This is a genomic window from Alishewanella sp. HL-SH06 (assembly GCF_052656265.1).
Window position 1 is genome coordinate 2,458,590 of sequence record NZ_CP199752.1, and the last position, 17,440, is coordinate 2,476,029.

General features: G+C 46.4%; 15 protein-coding genes and 1 pseudogene. 3 read left to right on the forward strand and 13 right to left on the reverse strand.

The features are described 5' to 3' along the window. Positions 1–3 precede the first annotated feature (3 nt). The 7 genes and pseudogenes from sucC to sdhC all read right to left on the reverse strand — a co-directional run bounded on the left by sucC (position 4) and on the right by sdhC (position 8,700). Positions 4–1,170, reverse strand: coding sequence for an ADP-forming succinate--CoA ligase subunit beta (gene sucC, locus ACUJFK_RS11285; RefSeq protein ID WP_306178333.1), 1,167 nt, complete (start codon positions 1,168–1,170; stop codon positions 4–6). A 144-nt stretch (positions 1,171–1,314) separates the two neighbouring features. Next, positions 1,315–2,505 (reverse strand): annotated as a pseudogene (gene odhB, locus ACUJFK_RS11290) (2-oxoglutarate dehydrogenase complex dihydrolipoyllysine-residue succinyltransferase); the annotation flags it as partial. Between the two features lie 63 nt (positions 2,506–2,568). Beyond that, positions 2,569–5,379: a 2-oxoglutarate dehydrogenase E1 component gene (locus ACUJFK_RS11295; protein ID WP_445424912.1), complete on the reverse strand. Its 2,811-nt coding sequence runs from the start codon at positions 5,377–5,379 to the stop codon at positions 2,569–2,571. 102 nt (positions 5,380–5,481) lie between these two features. Then, positions 5,482–6,198, reverse strand: coding sequence for a succinate dehydrogenase iron-sulfur subunit (locus tag ACUJFK_RS11300; RefSeq protein WP_226750012.1), 717 nt, complete (start codon positions 6,196–6,198; stop codon positions 5,482–5,484). A 13-nt stretch (positions 6,199–6,211) separates the two neighbouring features. Further along, the gene (sdhA, locus tag ACUJFK_RS11305; protein WP_445424913.1) at positions 6,212–7,984 is read right to left on the reverse strand and encodes a succinate dehydrogenase flavoprotein subunit; all 1,773 of its coding nucleotides are present in this window, start codon (positions 7,982–7,984) and stop codon (positions 6,212–6,214) included. Then, positions 7,985–8,332 (reverse strand): succinate dehydrogenase, hydrophobic membrane anchor protein, encoded by a 348-nt coding sequence (gene sdhD / locus ACUJFK_RS11310; RefSeq protein ID WP_226750014.1) that lies wholly within the window; start codon positions 8,330–8,332, stop codon positions 7,985–7,987. After that, positions 8,323–8,700, reverse strand: coding sequence for a succinate dehydrogenase, cytochrome b556 subunit (gene sdhC, locus ACUJFK_RS11315; protein ID WP_226750015.1), 378 nt, complete (start codon positions 8,698–8,700; stop codon positions 8,323–8,325). Before sdhC ends, sdhD begins: the two co-directional genes overlap by 10 nt. A gap of 366 nt (positions 8,701–9,066) precedes the next feature. Here sdhC and gltA point away from each other — a divergent pair, with 366 nt between their 5' ends. The 3 genes from gltA (at position 9,067) to ACUJFK_RS11330 (ending at position 12,260) form a co-directional block, all read left to right on the forward strand. Continuing rightward, positions 9,067–10,338 carry a citrate synthase gene (gene gltA / locus ACUJFK_RS11320; protein WP_445424914.1) on the forward strand — a complete coding sequence of 424 codons (1,272 nt, stop codon included), beginning with the start codon at positions 9,067–9,069 and terminating at the stop codon, positions 10,336–10,338. Positions 10,339–10,596: 258 nt separating this feature from the next. Further along, positions 10,597–11,814 carry an aminotransferase class V-fold PLP-dependent enzyme gene (locus ACUJFK_RS11325; RefSeq protein WP_445424915.1) on the forward strand — a complete coding sequence of 406 codons (1,218 nt, stop codon included), beginning with the start codon at positions 10,597–10,599 and terminating at the stop codon, positions 11,812–11,814. Positions 11,815–11,816: 2 nt separating this feature from the next. After that, complete coding sequence (locus ACUJFK_RS11330; RefSeq protein ID WP_226750018.1) at positions 11,817–12,260, forward strand: SufE family protein; 444 nt, start codon at positions 11,817–11,819, stop codon at positions 12,258–12,260. Here ACUJFK_RS11330 and tcdA read toward each other — a convergent pair. From tcdA to msbA, 6 genes are read right to left on the reverse strand one after another with little or no spacing between them, the layout of a single operon-like run. Beyond that, the gene (gene tcdA / locus ACUJFK_RS11335; protein ID WP_445424916.1) at positions 12,257–13,042 is read right to left on the reverse strand and encodes a tRNA cyclic N6-threonylcarbamoyladenosine(37) synthase TcdA; all 786 of its coding nucleotides are present in this window, start codon (positions 13,040–13,042) and stop codon (positions 12,257–12,259) included. The genes ACUJFK_RS11330 and tcdA overlap by 4 nt on opposite strands. Before the next feature lie 11 nt (positions 13,043–13,053). After that, on the reverse strand, positions 13,054–13,755 hold the full coding sequence (locus ACUJFK_RS11340; RefSeq protein WP_445424917.1) for a pseudouridine synthase: 702 nt from the start codon (positions 13,753–13,755) through the stop codon (positions 13,054–13,056). After that, positions 13,748–14,503 carry a 3-deoxy-manno-octulosonate cytidylyltransferase gene (gene kdsB / locus ACUJFK_RS11345; protein WP_445424918.1) on the reverse strand — a complete coding sequence of 252 codons (756 nt, stop codon included), beginning with the start codon at positions 14,501–14,503 and terminating at the stop codon, positions 13,748–13,750. Before kdsB ends, ACUJFK_RS11340 begins: the two co-directional genes overlap by 8 nt. Continuing rightward, the gene (locus ACUJFK_RS11350; RefSeq protein ID WP_226750022.1) at positions 14,491–14,688 is read right to left on the reverse strand and encodes a Trm112 family protein; all 198 of its coding nucleotides are present in this window, start codon (positions 14,686–14,688) and stop codon (positions 14,491–14,493) included. Before ACUJFK_RS11350 ends, kdsB begins: the two co-directional genes overlap by 13 nt. After that, positions 14,663–15,661 carry a tetraacyldisaccharide 4'-kinase gene (lpxK, locus tag ACUJFK_RS11355; protein ID WP_445424919.1) on the reverse strand — a complete coding sequence of 333 codons (999 nt, stop codon included), beginning with the start codon at positions 15,659–15,661 and terminating at the stop codon, positions 14,663–14,665. The genes ACUJFK_RS11350 and lpxK overlap by 26 nt, the downstream gene beginning before the upstream one ends. Next, positions 15,658–17,409: a lipid A export permease/ATP-binding protein MsbA gene (gene msbA, locus ACUJFK_RS11360; RefSeq protein ID WP_445424920.1), complete on the reverse strand. Its 1,752-nt coding sequence runs from the start codon at positions 17,407–17,409 to the stop codon at positions 15,658–15,660. The genes lpxK and msbA overlap by 4 nt, the downstream gene beginning before the upstream one ends. Positions 17,410–17,440: the final 31 nt, after the last annotated feature.

Sequence of the window (17,440 nt, forward strand, 5' to 3'; positions counted from 1 at the left end):
CCCTTATGCCTTAGCCGCTGCAGCAACAACTTGTTTAGCCGCGCTTGTTAGGTCGGTATCAGCGATAATGTTCAGGCCGCTTTCAGACAGCACTTTTGCGCCCAATTCTGCATTGTTACCTTGCAGACGAACCACAACAGGAACTTTAACGCCCACTTCTTTTACTGCACCGATAACACCTTCAGCAATCATATCGCAACGTACGATACCGCCGAAGATATTGATGAAAACGGCTTTAACCGCAGTATCAGACAGGATAATTTTGAATGCTTCAACAACACGTTCTTTGGTTGCACCACCACCAACGTCTAAGAAGTTAGCAGGTTGGCCACCATGTAATTTCACGATGTCCATTGTACCCATGGCTAAGCCAGCGCCGTTAACCATACAACCGATGTCACCACCTAAGGCAACATAGTTAAGCTCCCATGAGGCAGCGTGCGCTTCACGTGGATCTTCTTGTGAAGGATCTTGCATAGCTTTTAAGTCAGGGTGACGATATAAGGCATTGCCATCAATAACTAGCTTAGCATCTAAACAGTGTAAGTCGCCGGCAGGTGTAATAACCAATGGGTTAACTTCTAATAAGGCCAGATCTTTTTCTTGGAAAAGTTTTGCTAAACCTAAGAAGATCTTCACGAATTGGCTAACTTGCTTGCCTTCTAAACCTAATTTGAATGCTAACTCACGGCCTTGGTATGGCTGAGCACCCACCAAAGGATCAACCGCAGCTTTTAAGATTTTTTCTGGGGTTTCGTGGGCAACTTTTTCAATTTCCACACCACCTTCAGTAGACGCCATAAACACGATACGACGTGAAGAACGGTCAACAACTGCACCTAAATACAATTCTTGAGCGATATCGGTGCATGGCTCAACTAAAATACGGCTTACCGGCTGACCTTTTTCATCTGTTTGATAGGTTACCAGGTTCTTACCAAGCCATTTTTCAGCAAATGCTTTGATTTCTTCTTTGCTCTTAACTAGCTTCACACCACCCGCTTTACCGCGACCACCAGCGTGTACTTGAGCTTTGACAACGAACATATCGCCGCCGATTACATCTGCAGCTGCTACCGCTTCTTCTACTGTAGCTGCGGCAACGCCTTTAGATACAGGCAAACCATATTGGGCAAACAGTTGCTTACCCTGATACTCGTGCAAATTCATGGCTATTTTCCGTTCTTTTGAATTGGGACGTTACTCAACAAAGAGTAACCTGATTTTGGTTCGGTGCTTATTATAGTACCAACCGGTTTGATAAAAAATGCTGTTGTACCAAACAACAGCATTTTTGATACATTCAATGAAACGTTAGATGTCCAACAGAATACGCGTTGGATCTTCTAACAATTCTTTGATGGTCACTAAGAAACCTACTGACTCTTTACCATCAATGATCCGGTGATCATAAGACAGTGCCAAATACATCATAGGCAGAATTTCCATCTTACCGTCAACAACCATTACACGGTCTTGGATCTTGTGCATGCCAAGAATAGCAGATTGTGGTGGGTTGATGATCGGCGTAGACATCAATGAACCAAAAACACCACCGTTAGTGATAGTGAAGTTACCACCCAACAGATCGTCCATGGCTAACTTGCCATCGCGACCTTTCAGGGCTAATTCTTTGATGGCTTTTTCAATTTCAGCCAGATTCATTTTATCGCAATCACGTAAGATAGGCGTGACTAAGCCACGAGGCGTAGATACTGCGATGCTAACATCGAAGTAGTTATGATAAACAATATCATCACCGTCGATCGCCGCGTTCACTTCAGGGAAACGTTTCAACGCTTCAGTAACCGCTTTGACATAGAAAGACATAAAGCCTAAACGGATACCATGACGCTTCTCAAACACATCTTGATATTGCTTGCGTAAATCCATGATAGGTTTCATGTTAACTTCGTTAAACGTGGTCAACATGGCCGTTGAATTTTTCGCTTCTAATAAACGATTTGCAATCGTTTTGCGCAGGCGAGTCATAGGAACACGTTTCTGACTGCGATCACCGGCAGCAACCACTGGCGCAGCAGCTGTAGCAGGCGCGGCAGCTTTGGCTGGAGCAGCAACAAACTTTTCAACATCTTCTTTTGTTACGCGACCGTTTTTGCCTGTGCCCTTGATTTTGCTGGCATCTAAGCCTTTCTCAGAAATCATGCGACGAACAGAGGGGCTTAACGCATCGTCATTGCTGTCATCGGCAGCAGGAGCTGCTGCGGCTTTTTCTGCCGGCGCTTCTTCTTTCTTAGCAGCCGGTGCACCACCAGCATCCATTTTACCAATGACTTCTTCTGCCGTTACCGTTGCACCAGTGTCATGGATGATTTCGCCCATCACACCATCTGCTTGTGCAACAACTTCCAACACAACTTTGTCAGTTTCAATATCTACTAATACCTGATCACGGCTAACGGCTTCACCAGTTTTTACGTGCCAGGTGGCGATGGTTGCATCTGCAACAGATTCCGGAAGTACGGGTACTTTAATTTCCACTTTTTCACCTTTAACGGTTGGTCTATATCAGTTATCACAGCCTGCAGCATACAGGCTGGAAAATCATTATTTAATGGTTAGCGCGTCATTAACGAGAGCTTGTTGCTGCTTGTTATGCACTGACAAGTAACCTACTGCAGGTGAAGACGACGCTTCACGACCGGCATAATTCAGGTAACCCGTTTTTGGAATTGCAGCACGGAAGTGATGCTGACTACAGTACCAAGCACCTTGGTTTTGTGGCTCTTCTTGACACCAAACAAAATCAGTTACATGTTGGTACTGGCTTAATACTTCGGCCATTTCCTCATGTGGGAAAGGATAAAGTTGTTCAACACGCACGATAGCCACATCGGTTTGCTCGCGCTTACGACGCTCTTCAAGCAATTCGTAATACACTTTACCGCTACAGAACACGACACGTTTCACCGCTTTTGCATCAAGTTCGTCAATTTCACCAATCACGTTATGGAAGGTACCCGATGCAAGCTCTTCTAACGAAGAAGTCGCTAATGGGTGACGTAACAATGATTTTGGAGACATCACGATCAATGGACGACGCATTGGCCGCACCATTTGACGGCGTAACATGTTGAAAACTTGCGCTGGTGTCGTTGGCACACACACTTGCATGTTGTGATCAGCACACAGCTGTAAGAAACGTTCCAGACGAGCAGACGAGTGCTCAGGGCCTTGCCCCTCATAGCCGTGCGGTAACAATAAAGTTAAACCGCATAAACGACCCCACTTTTGCTCGCCAGAGCTTAAGAATTGGTCAATAACCACTTGGGCGCCGTTGGCGAAGTCACCAAATTGACCTTCCCAAATAACCATAGCCCGTGGCTCTGCTGTCGCATAACCGTATTCAAACGCTAAAACGGCTTCTTCAGATAAGGCCGAGTCGAAAACTTCAAACTTACCCTGCTGTTCACTGATTTTCTCTAACGGCGTATAGGTTGAACCATCCGTTTGATTATGCAGTACAGCATGGCGATGGAAAAAGGTACCGCGACCAGAGTCTTGACCAACAATACGGATACGGCTTCCTTCACCAACCACCGAGGCGTAAGCTAAGATTTCAGCAAAACCCCAGTCAATTTTCTTCTCACCTTTTAACATCAATGCACGGTCTTCATAGACACGACCAACCTGACGTTGTAACACATGCGTTGCGGGCACCTGTATGGCTTTTTCACCTAACGCTTTGAGTTCTTCAAGCTTTAGACTGGCGTCATAATGGGTATCCCAGTCTTTACCAATAAAGGGGGTCCAATCTACTGAAGAAGGTGCCATCGGTTGCCATTCTTCAACAACACAATCGCCTTTGTCTAAAGCATCCCGGTAACCGTCAATTAATGCTTTCACTTCGTCAGCAGTAATAACCCCTTCTTGCACCAACTTCTCAGCGTAAATTTCCCGCGGCGTTGGGTGCTTTTTGATCTTCTGATACATCAGAGGTTGCGTTGCATTTGGCTCATCGGCTTCATTATGGCCATTACGGCGATAACAGAATAAATCGATGACCACATCACGCTTAAAGGTATTACGATAATCAACCGCTAATTGCGCAATCATCACTACCGCTTCAGGATCATCACCGTTCACGTGAAAAATGGGCGCCTGTACCATTTTAGCAATGTCGGTACAGTAAGGGGTTGAGCGCGTATCTTCAGGGTTTGACGTAGTAAAACCCACTTGGTTGTTAATGACCAAGCGGATGGTGCCACCTACTTTGAATGCACGCGTTTGCGAGATGTTGAAGGTTTCAGCAACTACACCCTGACCGGCGAAAGCTGAGTCACCATGAATGGTAATAGGCAGTGCTAGCGAGCCGTCGGTACAACCGCGGCGATCTAAACGGGCACGCACAGAGCCTAAAACAACAGGGTTAACAATTTCTAAATGTGATGGGTTAAAGGCCAGTGCTAAATGCACATTACCGCCTTTGGTGGCAAAGTCAGATGAGAAACCCATATGGTATTTCACATCGCCAGCACCCACAACTTCGTATTTACCGGCAAATTCATCAAATAACTTCGAGGGATTCTTACCCAGTACGTTGATCAAGGTATTCAGACGACCACGGTGCGCCATGCCAATCACTGAATCTTTGGCGCCTTGCTCACCGGCACGGTGGATCATGGCTTTCAGTAATGGGATCATCGCATCGCCGCCTTCAAGACCAAAGCGCTTAGCACCTGGGAATTTTGAGCTTAAATACTTTTCCAGACCATCAGCAGCAATTAATCCTTTCAGGATACCTAGCTTAGTGTCTTTATCAAAACGAGGCTGAGATTGCACACTTTCTAAGCGCTGTTGGATCCAACGTTTCTCATCGGTTGAGACGATATGCATATACTCAGCACCAATAGAACCGCAGTAAGTGCGCTCCAGTGCTTTGTGCAAATCGCCCAATTTCATTGTTTCTTGACCAGAAGCAAATGATCCAATGTTGAACTCAGTTTCGTAATCAGCTTCAGACAGATCGTGAAACGACAATTCAAGGTCACGTACCCGAGGTTGTTTCCACAGGTTTAACGGATCCAAGTTGGCGTGTTGATGGCCACGGAAGCGATAAGAGTTGATTAATTGCAGTACTTTAACCTGACGGTTGTCAGCACCAGAACCAGAGTTTACCACCACAACTTCACGATGTTTGTTGCGGGCCAACTCAGCGAAATGTTCACGAACATCGCTATGTCGGGTTTCAAGCTCGACCCCATCGATCTTTGGTAACTGGGCAAAAAACTCACGCCATTCGTCACCAACACTGGTGGGCTCTGCTAGGTAGGATTCATAGAGTTCATCCACATAGGCCATGTTACCACCGCCAAGATGTGAAGACTCTAACCACGCCTTCATTACACCTTCGTGCATTTAGTTTCCCTTATTTTTGAGCACCTGGAAAAAGTAGCAAAAAAACTGCCACCCCGCTAAGTGGATGGACAGTTTTCAATTAAATCACTAAAAAAGGGCGCATTACAGCGCCCGGTTTAACAACATCGACTTAATCTGGCCGATTGCCTTAGTCGGGTTTAACCCTTTCGGACAAACGCTTACGCAGTTCATAATACCATGACAACGGAATACGCTGAAAGCGTCATCTAAGTCATTTAACCGTTGTTCGGTTGCAGTATCACGGCTGTCTGCCAAGAAACGATAAGCATGTAATAAACCCGCTGGACCGATAAATTTATCAGGATTCCACCAGAACGAAGGACACGATGTTGAACAACATGCACAAAGAATACACTCGTACAAGCCATCTAACTTAGCGCGTTCTTCCGGCGTTTGCAAAAATTCACCGGCTGGCGGCAAGCCATCGTTGATCAAATACGGCTTCACTTTCTCGTATTGCGTATAGAACTGGCTCATATCGATAACCAGATCGCGAATGACTGGTAAACCAGGTAATGGACGCACCACGATTTTACCGCCTTTCAAACCCACTGCGGATAGTGGAGTAATACAAGCCAAACCGTTTTTGCCATTCATGTTTACGCCATCTGAACCACAAACACCCTCACGGCAGCTGCGGCGGAAAGATAACGTTGGATCTTGCTCTTTCAATTTGACCAGTGCATCAAGCACCATCATATCCCGGCCATCCGGGTTGTCTAAAGTATAATCCTGCATGCGCGGCGCTTGGTCGACATCAGGGTTGTAACGATAGATCGAAAAAACTAATTTCTGCATCGCTGTAGCCCTCTTAGTACTTACGTGCTTTCGGTGGGAAAGCTTCACGGAACTTCGGTTCCAGATTCACTTTACGCTTAAACATTGACTCAGTGTCTGGAGTATAAACACTGTGACACAACCAGTTCTCGTCATCACGATCTGGGAAGTCGAAACGTGCATGAGCACCACGGCTTTCAGTACGGAAGTTTGCCGCAACAGCAGTAGAAAATGCGGTTTCCATTAAGTTGTCTAACTCTAAACACTCGATACGCTGAGTGTTGAAGTCAGAGCTCTTATCATCTAAACGAGCAAACTGCAGACGTTCACGAATTTCTTTTAACTGCTGTAAACCTTCGGCCATTGCTTCACCTTCACGGAATACCGAGAAGTTAAGCTGCATACATTTTTGCAGGTCTTTCTTAATTTGTACCGGATCTTCACCCTGGCCAGGCTTGCTCTCTTCCCAACGACGTGTGCGAGCTAAGGCCGCATCAATGTCAGATTGAGAGGCATCACGAGCTTGCGCGGTTGCGGCTAAAGCTTCACCAAGGTGTAAACCTGTTGCACGACCAAATACCACTAAGTCTAACAATGAGTTACCACCTAAGCGGTTTGCACCGTGCACGGATACACAAGCAATCTCACCACAAGCAAATAAACCCGCAACAACAGATTCTGTACCATCGGCTTTCGGTGTAATGACCTGACCGTGGACGTTAGTCGGAATACCACCCATCATATAATGACAAGTAGGAATAACCGGGATAGGCTCTTTAACCGGGTCAACGTGCGCAAAAGTACGTGATAATTCACAAATACCAGGTAAGCGGCTTTCTAAAACTTCAGCACCTAAGTGATCCAGTTTTAGTTTAATGTGAACACCCCATGGGCCCTCACAGCCACGACCTTCGCGGATTTCTGTCATCATGGCACGAGCAACAACGTCACGACCAGCTAAGTCTTTCGCGTTTGGCGCATAACGTTCCATGAAACGTTCGCCATCTTTGTTTAATAAGTAACCACCTTCACCACGACAACCTTCGGTTACCAAGGTACCGGCACCTGCGATGCCTGTTGGGTGGAACTGCCACATTTCCATATCTTGTAAAGGCACACCCGCACGTAAAGCCATACCGACACCGTCACCGGTGTTAATGTGTGCGTTAGTGGTTGAAGCGTAAATACGACCAGCACCACCAGTAGCCAGTACCGTGGCTTTGGCTTTGAAATAAACGATTTCGCCAGATTCAATATCAATAGCAGTACAACCGACAATGGCACCATCTTGGTTTTTCACCAAATCTAGGGCATACCATTCAGAGAAAACTTGAGTACGGTTTTTAACGTTTTGTTGATAAAGCAAATGTAACAAAGCGTGACCAGTACGGTCAGCAGCAGCGGCAGTACGGGCAGCTTGCTCGCCACCGAAGTTCTTCGATTGACCACCAAATGGGCGCTGATAAACGCGGCCAGATTCAGTACGAGAGAACGGTAACCCCATGTTCTCTAATTCAGTGATCGCTTCTGGACCCGTTTTACACATGTATTCAATCGCGTCTTGGTCACCGATATAATCCGACCCTTTAACGGTGTCGAACATGTGCCATTCCCAGTTATCTTCATGGCTATTGCCCAGCGCTACCGTAATACCGCCTTGCGCCGACACTGTGTGTGAACGCGTAGGAAAAACTTTTGATAACAATGCACAGGTTAAACCTGATTGGGTGATTTGTAGCGCTGCGCGCATACCGGCACCACCGGCTCCAATGACGATAGCGTCAAATTCTCTTACTGGAATATTCACTTAAGCACCCCACAACACAAATAAACCCACTGCCACGTAGCTAAAGGCAATTACGTACAGGACAAACTGTAAAGCGGCACGTAACTTGGCACACTTTACGTAGTCAGTTAATACCTGCCATAAGCCAATACGGGTATGAATGGCAATCGAGATCAACGCTAACAAGGTATACACCTTCATTAACACGTTACTGAACAGGCCATGCCATATCTCGAAAGTCACTTCTGGAGTGAAAAGAAAAAAACCTAAAATGAAAAGTGCGTATGTCGCTAGGACAACAGCAGTTGCTCTTAATGATACGTAATCCTGAACACCATCGCGTTTCAGGCTTGCCTGATTTAGAACCATAACCATACCCCCGCTAAAACAGCTAAAATAATCCATAACACCATAGTGATGTTGGCGCTGGCGTTACCTGAGTCGAGTTCTTCCCAGTAGCCTTGGTCCATGATCATGTGGCGGATACCGCCTAGCAGGTGGTAAATAAGTACCGTGATAGTGCCCCATGCGATAAACTTCGCAAAATGTGAGTTTAGCAAGGACTTCACGTAGTCAAAGCTTTCTGCACTTTGCAATGAAACCGCCCATGCCCAAATAACAAAAAGCAGTGCGAAAAACATTGCAACACCGGTAACCCGATGCAGAATAGAAGCTTTGGCAGTCGCAGGTAGAGAGATAGTTGTTAAATCAAGATTTATTGGTCTTTGCTTTTTCACAGTGTCTTGCCTATCGATGCCCGTGTAGAGCGTAGTTGTCATTATTGTCGCTGCAAAAAACAGCCACATCCCGAAGCAGATATACTCTTTTTCTATAAAGCTGGTTCAGCAAAAAGGTTCTGGTAAGGTGAACTGTTTTTACGCCGCAAATAGTATATATTTCATGACACGCTATTACAATTTTTGTTTGGTTTTTAACGGAAAAATCCGTTACACAAAACTTTACAGCTTTTTAGCGGTACGGCAATACGACTAGAGTCGAATACTTATTAATTGATTAGCCTTTAGAATTGACTTTCAGGTGCGGTTTGCGAGTAGAATACCCTTAACCCTAATATCCCATAAAAAAACAGTAGGAGAAATCCAATGGCAGATAAAAAAGCCGTCGTACAGATTGATGGTAAAACCTTTGAGTTACCGATCTACTCTGGTACGGCAGGCACTGACGTGATTGACGTTCGTACACTAGGTCAACAGGGCTATTTCACGTTTGACCCGGGCTTTATGTCTACCGGCTCCTGTGAATCGAAAATCACATACATCGATGGCGACAACGGCATTTTGTTACACCGCGGTTACCCAATAGAGCAACTCGCTGAAAAATCAGACTATTTAGAAACTTGCTACCTGTTATTAGAAGGCGAATTACCCACAAAAGAGCAGTATGATAACTTCGTTAAAACCATTACTCGTCACACGATGGTTCACGAAAAAATCGCCGCATTTTTCCAAGGTTTCCGTGTTGATGCACACCCAATGGCTATGCTGTGTGGTGTGGTTGGCGCGATGTCATCGTTCTATCACTCTGATTTAGACATCAACGATCCGCAACAACGTACCCGTAGCGCTCATCGTTTGATTGCTAAATTACCAACAATTGCCGCGATGGCGTATAAATATACTGCCGGTCAGCCATTCGTTTACCCACGTAATGAACTGAGCTACTCAGAAAACTTCTTACACATGATGTTCTCTGTACCCGCTGAAGACTATAAAGTCAGCCCAGTATTAGCCAAAGCAATGGATCGGATTTTCATGTTACACGCCGATCACGAGCAAAATGCTTCTACTTCTACCGTGCGTTTAGCCGGTTCATCTGGTGCTAACCCTTACGCATGTATTGCGGCAGGTATTGCCTCTTTATGGGGGCCTGCACATGGTGGTGCCAACGAAGCCTGTTTAAAAATGTTACAACAAATTGGTTCTGTTGACCGTATCCCAGAATTTGTAGCTAAAGCCAAAGACAAAAATGATTCTTTCCGTTTAATGGGTTTTGGTCACCGCGTTTATAAAAACTTTGACCCACGTGCCAAAGTTATGCGTGATACCTGTCATGAAGTATTAACCGAACTGAACATTAAAGATCCACTATTAGATGTCGCCATGGAATTAGAGCGCATTGCGTTATCTGATCCGTACTTCATCGAGAAGAAACTGTATCCTAACGTTGACTTCTACTCAGGCATCATCTTAAAAGCTATTGGTATTCCTACCAGTATGTTTACGGTGATCTTTGCGATGTCACGTACAGTGGGTTGGATCTCACACTGGGACGAGATGTTAGCAGACAAAGGCCACAAAATCGGTCGTCCACGTCAGCTATACACTGGCCATGCCGCACGCGATTACAAAAAGTAATTTGCTCTGACAAGCAGCAGCTTAAAAGCGGCCATTGGCCGCTTTTTTCGTTTTTAGCGCAGTCAATTGGCTCATCATTGCAAAGTAATCTCGGCTACTTTAATACTTTTACCTTAGCCTCATGCAGCAAAAACCAACCAAAATCGCCAACACGCCTGAGTAATGACGCTTTTATTAGGCTCATTAAAAGGTGCTTCTCGCTAAAAGGGATGGCTTTTGGCATAATAGTCGCCTTGTTTTTGTCTTGAGCTTCCCGACATGTCTGTGTTTGATGCCGCTGCTTTTCGTCAACAGTTCCCTTTTTTTCGTGAACAACCCACTTGGATCTATCTTGATAACGCAGCAACTACACACAAACCTCAGGTCGTCATTGATAGCCTGGTAAAGTTTTATCAGCATGACAATAGCAATGTGCATCGCGGAACGCATCAGTTAAGCCAACAGGCAACAAGCCAATTTGAAGAGGCAAGACGCACGGTACAGCAATTTATTAATGCCGCCGAGCCTGCCGAAATTGTCTTTACCAGTGGTACCACAGCGGCGTTTAACCAATTAGCCTTTGGCTTAATGCATACCATATTGCAAGCCGGTGATCGTATTTTAATCTCGGCCTTAGAACATCACGCGAATATCGTACCTTGGCAACTGCATTGTCAACAGCATGGGGTTATCATCGATGTGATCCCATTAACCGTTGACAGACAACTTGATCAAGCCGCCTATCAAACACTGTTAGAACGCAAGCCAAAAATTGTCAGTCTTACCCAAGTATCTAATGCACTTGGCAATGTTTTGCCTTTAGCACAGATGTTAAGCGACGCAAAAGCGGCCGGGGCCATTACCATCGTCGATGGTGCTCAAGGCATCGCTTGGCAACGACCCGATGTACAAAAATTGCCTGCCGACTTTTACTGTTTCTCAGCGCATAAGTTATATGGGCCAACCGGGATCGGAGTGTTGTATGGCAAGCGAGCATTCTTAGAACGACTGACACCGTTACATGGCGGCGGTGAAATGATTGAGCATGTTAGCTTTAGTGGCAGTCGCTTTAACAGCTTACCCGCCCGTTTAGAAGCGGGTACCCCGCACATTGCGGGCGCGCAGGGCCTTGCTCAGGCCATTAAATTTATTAGTGGGTTTGACGCTCAACAAATAAACAGTTATAAAAGCTTGTTATTAAAGGCTTTTCATAATGGCTTACAGCATATCCCTGGCATTCAATTGTTATCGTCTCGCCACGAGAATGCCGGTATTGTTACCTTGAACATTCAAGGTGAACACCCTGCCGATGTCGCGGCATTGCTGAACGAACAACACATTGCTGTGCGCGCGGGCAGTCATTGTGCTATGCCCTTATTTGAACAATTAGCCGCGCCAGGCGCGCTGCGTTTCGCATTTGCACCTTATAATCAGTTAACCGAAGTTGAGCAATGTTTAGCAGCATTGGCTCAGGCAGTGGAGATCCTTACGGTATGACCATGGCACAACTTATTACGGATACTGCGACAGCCCTTACGGCTATCCGGCAACAGGATTTGCCACAGTTACAACAACCTCAAGATTGGCAAAGTAAGTATCGTTTATTGATGCAGTTAGGTAAAAAATTACCGCCGATCCCAGAAAAAATGCGCCAAAATGAGTGGCTAGTTAAAGGCTGCGAAAGTCGGGCTTGGCTACTGCACTACTATGATAGCCGCACCGAACAACACTTTTTTGTGTTAGACAGCGATGCCCGCATCGTCAAAGGGTTACTGGCTATCATGTTATGCTTTGTTAATGGCCTAACGCGGCAAGAAATCTCTACACTGGATTTACAACGCAGCTTTGATAGTTTGAATTTGAAACCCTATTTAAGCCAATCTCGAGGCAATGGCTTAAATGCGATGGTCAATCGAATAAAAGACGTGGTTGCCGCCCATTAAATGGCGGCTTTTTGCTGCAACTTGACTAAAATTCGCGACACGGCGGCTAAACCAAAGGTTGCCGTAACCACCATAGCGGCGCCAAAGCCGCCACTACAATCTAAGCGCATACTGCCTGTGTTATCGGGTTTTTGTTGGCAAATACTGCCGTCGGCTTGTGGATAACGTAATTGTTCAGTAGAAAACACACAATCCACACCAAAACGCCGTTTAGGATTACGGGTAAACTGATGATCGCGCCTGAGCATATTGCGTACTTTCGCCAACAAGGGGTCATTAAAGGCTAAGGTTAAATCAGCCAATTGAATTTGCGTTGGATCCAATTGCCCTCCGGCCCCACCGGTTGTGATCAGTGGCATTTTATTGCGTTTGCACCATGCAATTAACGCGACCTTAGCTTTAACAGCATCAATCGCATCTAACACATAGTCTGCGTTAGCTGGTAATAGGCTCGCTAAGTTTTCCGGGGCAATAAAATCCGCGACTTGATTCACTTTACACTCTGGATTAATTTGTAAAATCCGCTCAGCCATCACCGCCACTTTGTCTTGACCGACCGTGTCGGTCAGCGCATGTGCTTGCCGATTGATATTACTCACACACACATCATCTAAATCGATTAGCGTTAACTCACCGATCCCTGAGCGCGCTAAAGCTTCACAAGCCCAGCTTCCAACGCCACCAATACCGATCACCACCACATGTGATCGCTGAAATTTTGCTAAGGCCTGCTGACCATATAAACGCGCAATGCCAGCAAAACGCGTATTAAAATCTGACATACTTCTTCCTGTTAACGCTCAAACGGCAAGCTAGGTGCCGCGGGCCAAGCATATTGCCATGGTGTTAGCCACGATCCGGGTAATCCGTGATGCACTAACGCCAGAAACTGCTCACCGCTGTCGGGTAATAATTGATATTGATACTCTGTGCCAGCAAAATGAAACGCCAAGGCATAGGCATGCAGATAAACGCGGTCGGCCTCTGCAGCACCATATAAGCTATCGCCTAGGATAGGCGCCCCCTGACTTTTTAACGCCACGCGTAATTGATGTGTTTTACCGGTATAAGGCCGCAGTAAATAAGCGCGAAACGGTAAGTTTTCAAAGCCCTGGCTAACAAAATACGTGACTGCTAAAGCCTGTTGTGCTGAGGTTAACTTCCAACCGCCGCGCCGCCCAGGCTGCATGGCACCTTTCACCCAACCTTGTTTTTTGTTAGGCCGTGCTGCACTTAACGCCAAGTAACATTTCTGAATTTGCCGACGACTAAATAATTGGGTAAGTTCTGCTGCTGCAACAGTATTACGCGCCAACAGCAATAAACCCGAGGTGACTTTATCTAATCGATGCACCGCAAACAGCTTTTCGCCTAACTGTTGCTCGGCAATGGCCACGACCCCTGGCCCCTCTTCCGAATGAAAGCTTAAGCCTGCGGGTTTATTAATAACCACAAAATCTGCGGTACTATCCACGATAGTCAGCGATTTAAACATGTTGTTGCGTGGCAAAAGCAATGGCTCGCGCCAGATCTTCTGCGGTATCAACGCCAACCGCCGGCGTTTCTATGGCTGTCGCCACATGAATGGCTTCCCCCTGCCACAGCACTCGTAACTGCTCTAACGCTTCAATTTGTTCCAGGGTTGATGTTGGCCACGCCACGTAATCGGCAATAAAACCCGCACGATACGCATATAAGCCGATATGCCGCCGATAGTGTGTTGCAAGGGCATCACGGTAACGTTCGTCCCGGTCAAACGGAATGGCTGAACGACTAAAATATAAGGCGTAACCAGCATGATCGGTTACCACTTTCACCACATTCGGATTTTTCAGCTCAGCAGGATCATGCAGCGGCACGGCTAAAGTGGCCATCCGAGCTTTTTGTTGCAGCGCTAAATTCTCTGCTACCTGACGAATAATTTGCGGTGGGATAAAAGGCTCATCGCCCTGTACATTCACCACGATATCATCTGCAGCTAAACCTAATTGAGTGACCACTTCGGCCAAGCGTTCCGTACCAGAATTATGACTGGCCGCCGTCATGCATACTTCACCGCCAAACTCGTGCACTGCAGCGGCAACCCGCTGGTCATCGGTCGCAACCAGCACGCGCTCGGCACCGCTTTGTATCGCTTGTCGATACACACGCTCAATCATGCTTTGACCTGCAATATCCGCTAACGGCTTACCCGGTAAGCGAGAGCTGGCGTAGCGAGCAGGAATAACGACTATGAACGCCATTTTTCACACTCTTCTGAGCTTAATGGTGTTGCTTCATTCGCCAGTAACACCGGGATATTATTGCTTAAACGATAAGCCAGTTGATCAAAGGTGCAGATCAAGCGCTCGCCTGTTTTGTCATATTTTAATTTACCCTTACATACCGGGCAGGCCAAAATATCAATCAATGCCAGATTCATGGCCATATTGACTCCGTAATAAGTTAAGTTTTGTGCTTAGTTGCTCAGTAAATTGGGGATCTAACCGCGCCTGAACGGCTAAATAGTACCAACCGCTTTTGGCAAAAGACCGACATTTTACCGCATCTTTTTCCGTCATTAACAGCGGGGGGGACAAATCGGTAAAATCGTCAGGGCTAAAAGGATGGTGATCGGCAAAGAAATGCTGCCCTGCAATGTTAAAACCGGCCTCTTGCGCCGAACGAGCAAAACGTGCTGGATTGCCAATTGCCGCCACTAACTGAACCGGTGTCGACACCGCTAACGCCGGTTGCTCAGCCAAAAGGGGCCGCGCAGCAACAACGGTTAGTGTCATGTGGCCATCAACACCGTCTAATGGCCCACTGTTTGCCACCGTAAAATCTACTGAGGCTAAACGAGAAGGCAACTCGCGCAAGGGGCCTGCTGGCAGTAACCAACCATTCCCCAGACCACGCTGACCGTCAATCAGTACAATTTCTAGATCGCGCGCTAATCGATAATGCTGTAGGCCATCATCAGAGATAATAATGTCGACGTCGGGGCAACGTGACAGCAAATGTTGGCCGGCGCTAACACGATCCGGATACACGACCACCGGACAACCACTGCGCTGAGCCAATAAGAGTGGCTCATCCCCCACCTGATTTGCCATGCAGTTAGCGGTAACTAAACGTGGCGCCGTTAATTTTACGCCATAGCCCCGACTAATAATGCCCGGGGTAAAGCCCTGCTCGCGCAATAACTGGCATAACCATAACGTAAACGGCGTTTTACCCGTACCGCCAACGGTAATATTGCCGACAACAATAACCGGCACCGTTAAACGATAATGGCGTTTAATGCCTCGGCGAAATAACGCGCGGCGCAAGGTCGACAATAACCAAAACAACAGGCTAAATGGCGCCAGTAAATAACACCACCATCGACCTTGATACCAGCCACGCTCCAGTGCGGTCATTTTTCAGAGCCGAACTGCAATTTATGTAACGAAGCATAAACACCATCACGCGCTAATAATTCGGCGTGTGTGCCCTGCTCTAAAATACGACCTTGATCCATCACAATAATGCTGTCGGCATTTTCAATGGTTGATAAGCGGTGGGCAATCACAATACTGGTGCGCCCTTTTAACAGCACGTCAAGAGCAGCTTGGATCTTGCGTTCAGATTCTGTATCCAAAGCCGAGGTGGCTTCATCTAAAATCAGTACTGGCGCTTGGCGTAATAACGCGCGAGCAATAGCAATACGTTGGCGCTGGCCACCAGATAGACTGACGCCGTTTTCACCAATTTGTGTATCGAGGCCCTCTGGCATCTTCTTAGCAAATTCCAACACATGTGCTTGCTCGGCAACTGCCAATAATTGCTCGCGACTGACCGGCTCTGCCATACCGTAACAAATGTTATTGGCAATTGAATCGTTAAACAGCATCACATGCTGAGAAACTACGGCGATTTGATGACGCAGAGAACTGCGGCTATACAATTGAATGTTTTGACCATCCACTAAAATCTCGCCCTGCTCTACCTCATAAAAACGCGGTAATAAACTGGAGATGGTGGTTTTACCACTGCCTGAACGCCCTACTAACGCCACCGTTTTACCTGCAGGCACGTGAAACGACACATCGTCGAGAACCTGCTGCTGATGGCCAGGATAGTTAAAGGTAACATGTTTAAACTCGATGTCGCCTTTGGCCTGCTGTAATTCAATGGTTCCCGTTTCCCGCTCCGCGGCTTCGTCCATAACTCGAAAAATACTGGCGGCGGCGGCTAAACCGCGTTGAAACTCGCTATTTACCGTGGTTAATTGTTTTAGTGGCTTTAATAATATGACCATCGACGTGACGATGGCAGAGAAAATACCGGCGGTTAGAGTATCAAGCATTTCCGGTTGACTAGCCATAAACACCACAAAAGCCAGGGCAAAAGAGGCGATCAGTTGGATCACACCAGAACTAATGGCCGAGGTGGCATCCATTTTCACGCCTTGTAAGCGAGTTTGATTATTCACTTCTTCAAAACGCGCATCTTCAACCGCTTGGCCACCAAAGGCTAATATGACTTTATGCCCATTGAGCATTTGTTCAGAAGCGGTCGTTACGCCGCCCATCGCATGTTGAATTTTATGGCTTAACTTGCGAAAGCGTTTCGAGACAAAGCTAACAATAACAGCGATCACCGGTGCAATTAAAAAGAAGATTAACGAGAGCTGCCAGCTATACCAAAACATCACACCAATTAAACCCAGTACCAAGGCACCATCACGCACCAAAACAATAAGGGCTTTGGTTAAAGATTGTTTGATTTGCTCTGAGTCATAGGTGATTTTAGAGATCAGCTCACCGGTAGAATGTTTATCATGAAAGCTTACCGGTAAACGCATCATATGGCTGAATAATTGCTGTCGCATGTCTTTGACAATTTGATTACCCACCCAACTAATACAATAGGTTGCGGTAAAGTGAAAAATGCCACGCAAGATAAACATCAAAATGACCACTAAAGGTGCTAGGCGTAAAAATTCAGTATCTTTTTCTTGAATGCCGCGGTCAATAAACGGCTGTACCGAGGCAATAAAACCTGCATCTACCGCTGAATACCCCACCATGCCGATAATGGCGGCGACAAAACCTAAGCGGTAGGGTTTTAAATAGCTGAGTAACCGACGATAAACCGCCGATGACGTTGTTTGCTCTGTCTGCAAAATTCTAAACCTTTTATCGTTATCATCTGGC

Bases quoted from the DNA above. Each gene is read 5' to 3' on its own strand.
- ACUJFK_RS11350 (WP_226750022.1), bottom strand. From the start codon at position 14,688: ATGGCCATGAATCTGGCATTGATTGATATTTTGGCCTGCCCGGTATGT.
- kdsB (WP_445424918.1), bottom strand. From the start codon at position 14,503: ATGGCGTTCATAGTCGTTATTCCTGCTCGCTACGCCAGCTCTCGCTTA.
- ACUJFK_RS11340 (WP_445424917.1), bottom strand. From the start codon at position 13,755: ATGTTTAAATCGCTGACTATCGTGGATAGTACCGCAGATTTTGTGGTT.
- ACUJFK_RS11325 (WP_445424915.1), top strand. From the start codon at position 10,597: ATGTCTGTGTTTGATGCCGCTGCTTTTCGTCAACAGTTCCCTTTTTTT.
- ACUJFK_RS11295 (WP_445424912.1), bottom strand. From the start codon at position 5,379: ATGCACGAAGGTGTAATGAAGGCGTGGTTAGAGTCTTCACATCTTGGC.
- ACUJFK_RS11330 (WP_226750018.1), top strand. From the start codon at position 11,817: ATGGCACAACTTATTACGGATACTGCGACAGCCCTTACGGCTATCCGG.
- lpxK (WP_445424919.1), bottom strand. From the start codon at position 15,661: ATGACCGCACTGGAGCGTGGCTGGTATCAAGGTCGATGGTGGTGTTAT.
- sucC (WP_306178333.1), bottom strand. From the start codon at position 1,170: ATGAATTTGCACGAGTATCAGGGTAAGCAACTGTTTGCCCAATATGGT.
- gltA (WP_445424914.1), top strand. From the start codon at position 9,067: ATGGCAGATAAAAAAGCCGTCGTACAGATTGATGGTAAAACCTTTGAG.
- tcdA (WP_445424916.1), bottom strand. From the start codon at position 13,042: ATGTCAGATTTTAATACGCGTTTTGCTGGCATTGCGCGTTTATATGGT.
- sdhD (WP_226750014.1), bottom strand. From the start codon at position 8,332: ATGGTTCTAAATCAGGCAAGCCTGAAACGCGATGGTGTTCAGGATTAC.
- ACUJFK_RS11300 (WP_226750012.1), bottom strand. From the start codon at position 6,198: ATGCAGAAATTAGTTTTTTCGATCTATCGTTACAACCCTGATGTCGAC.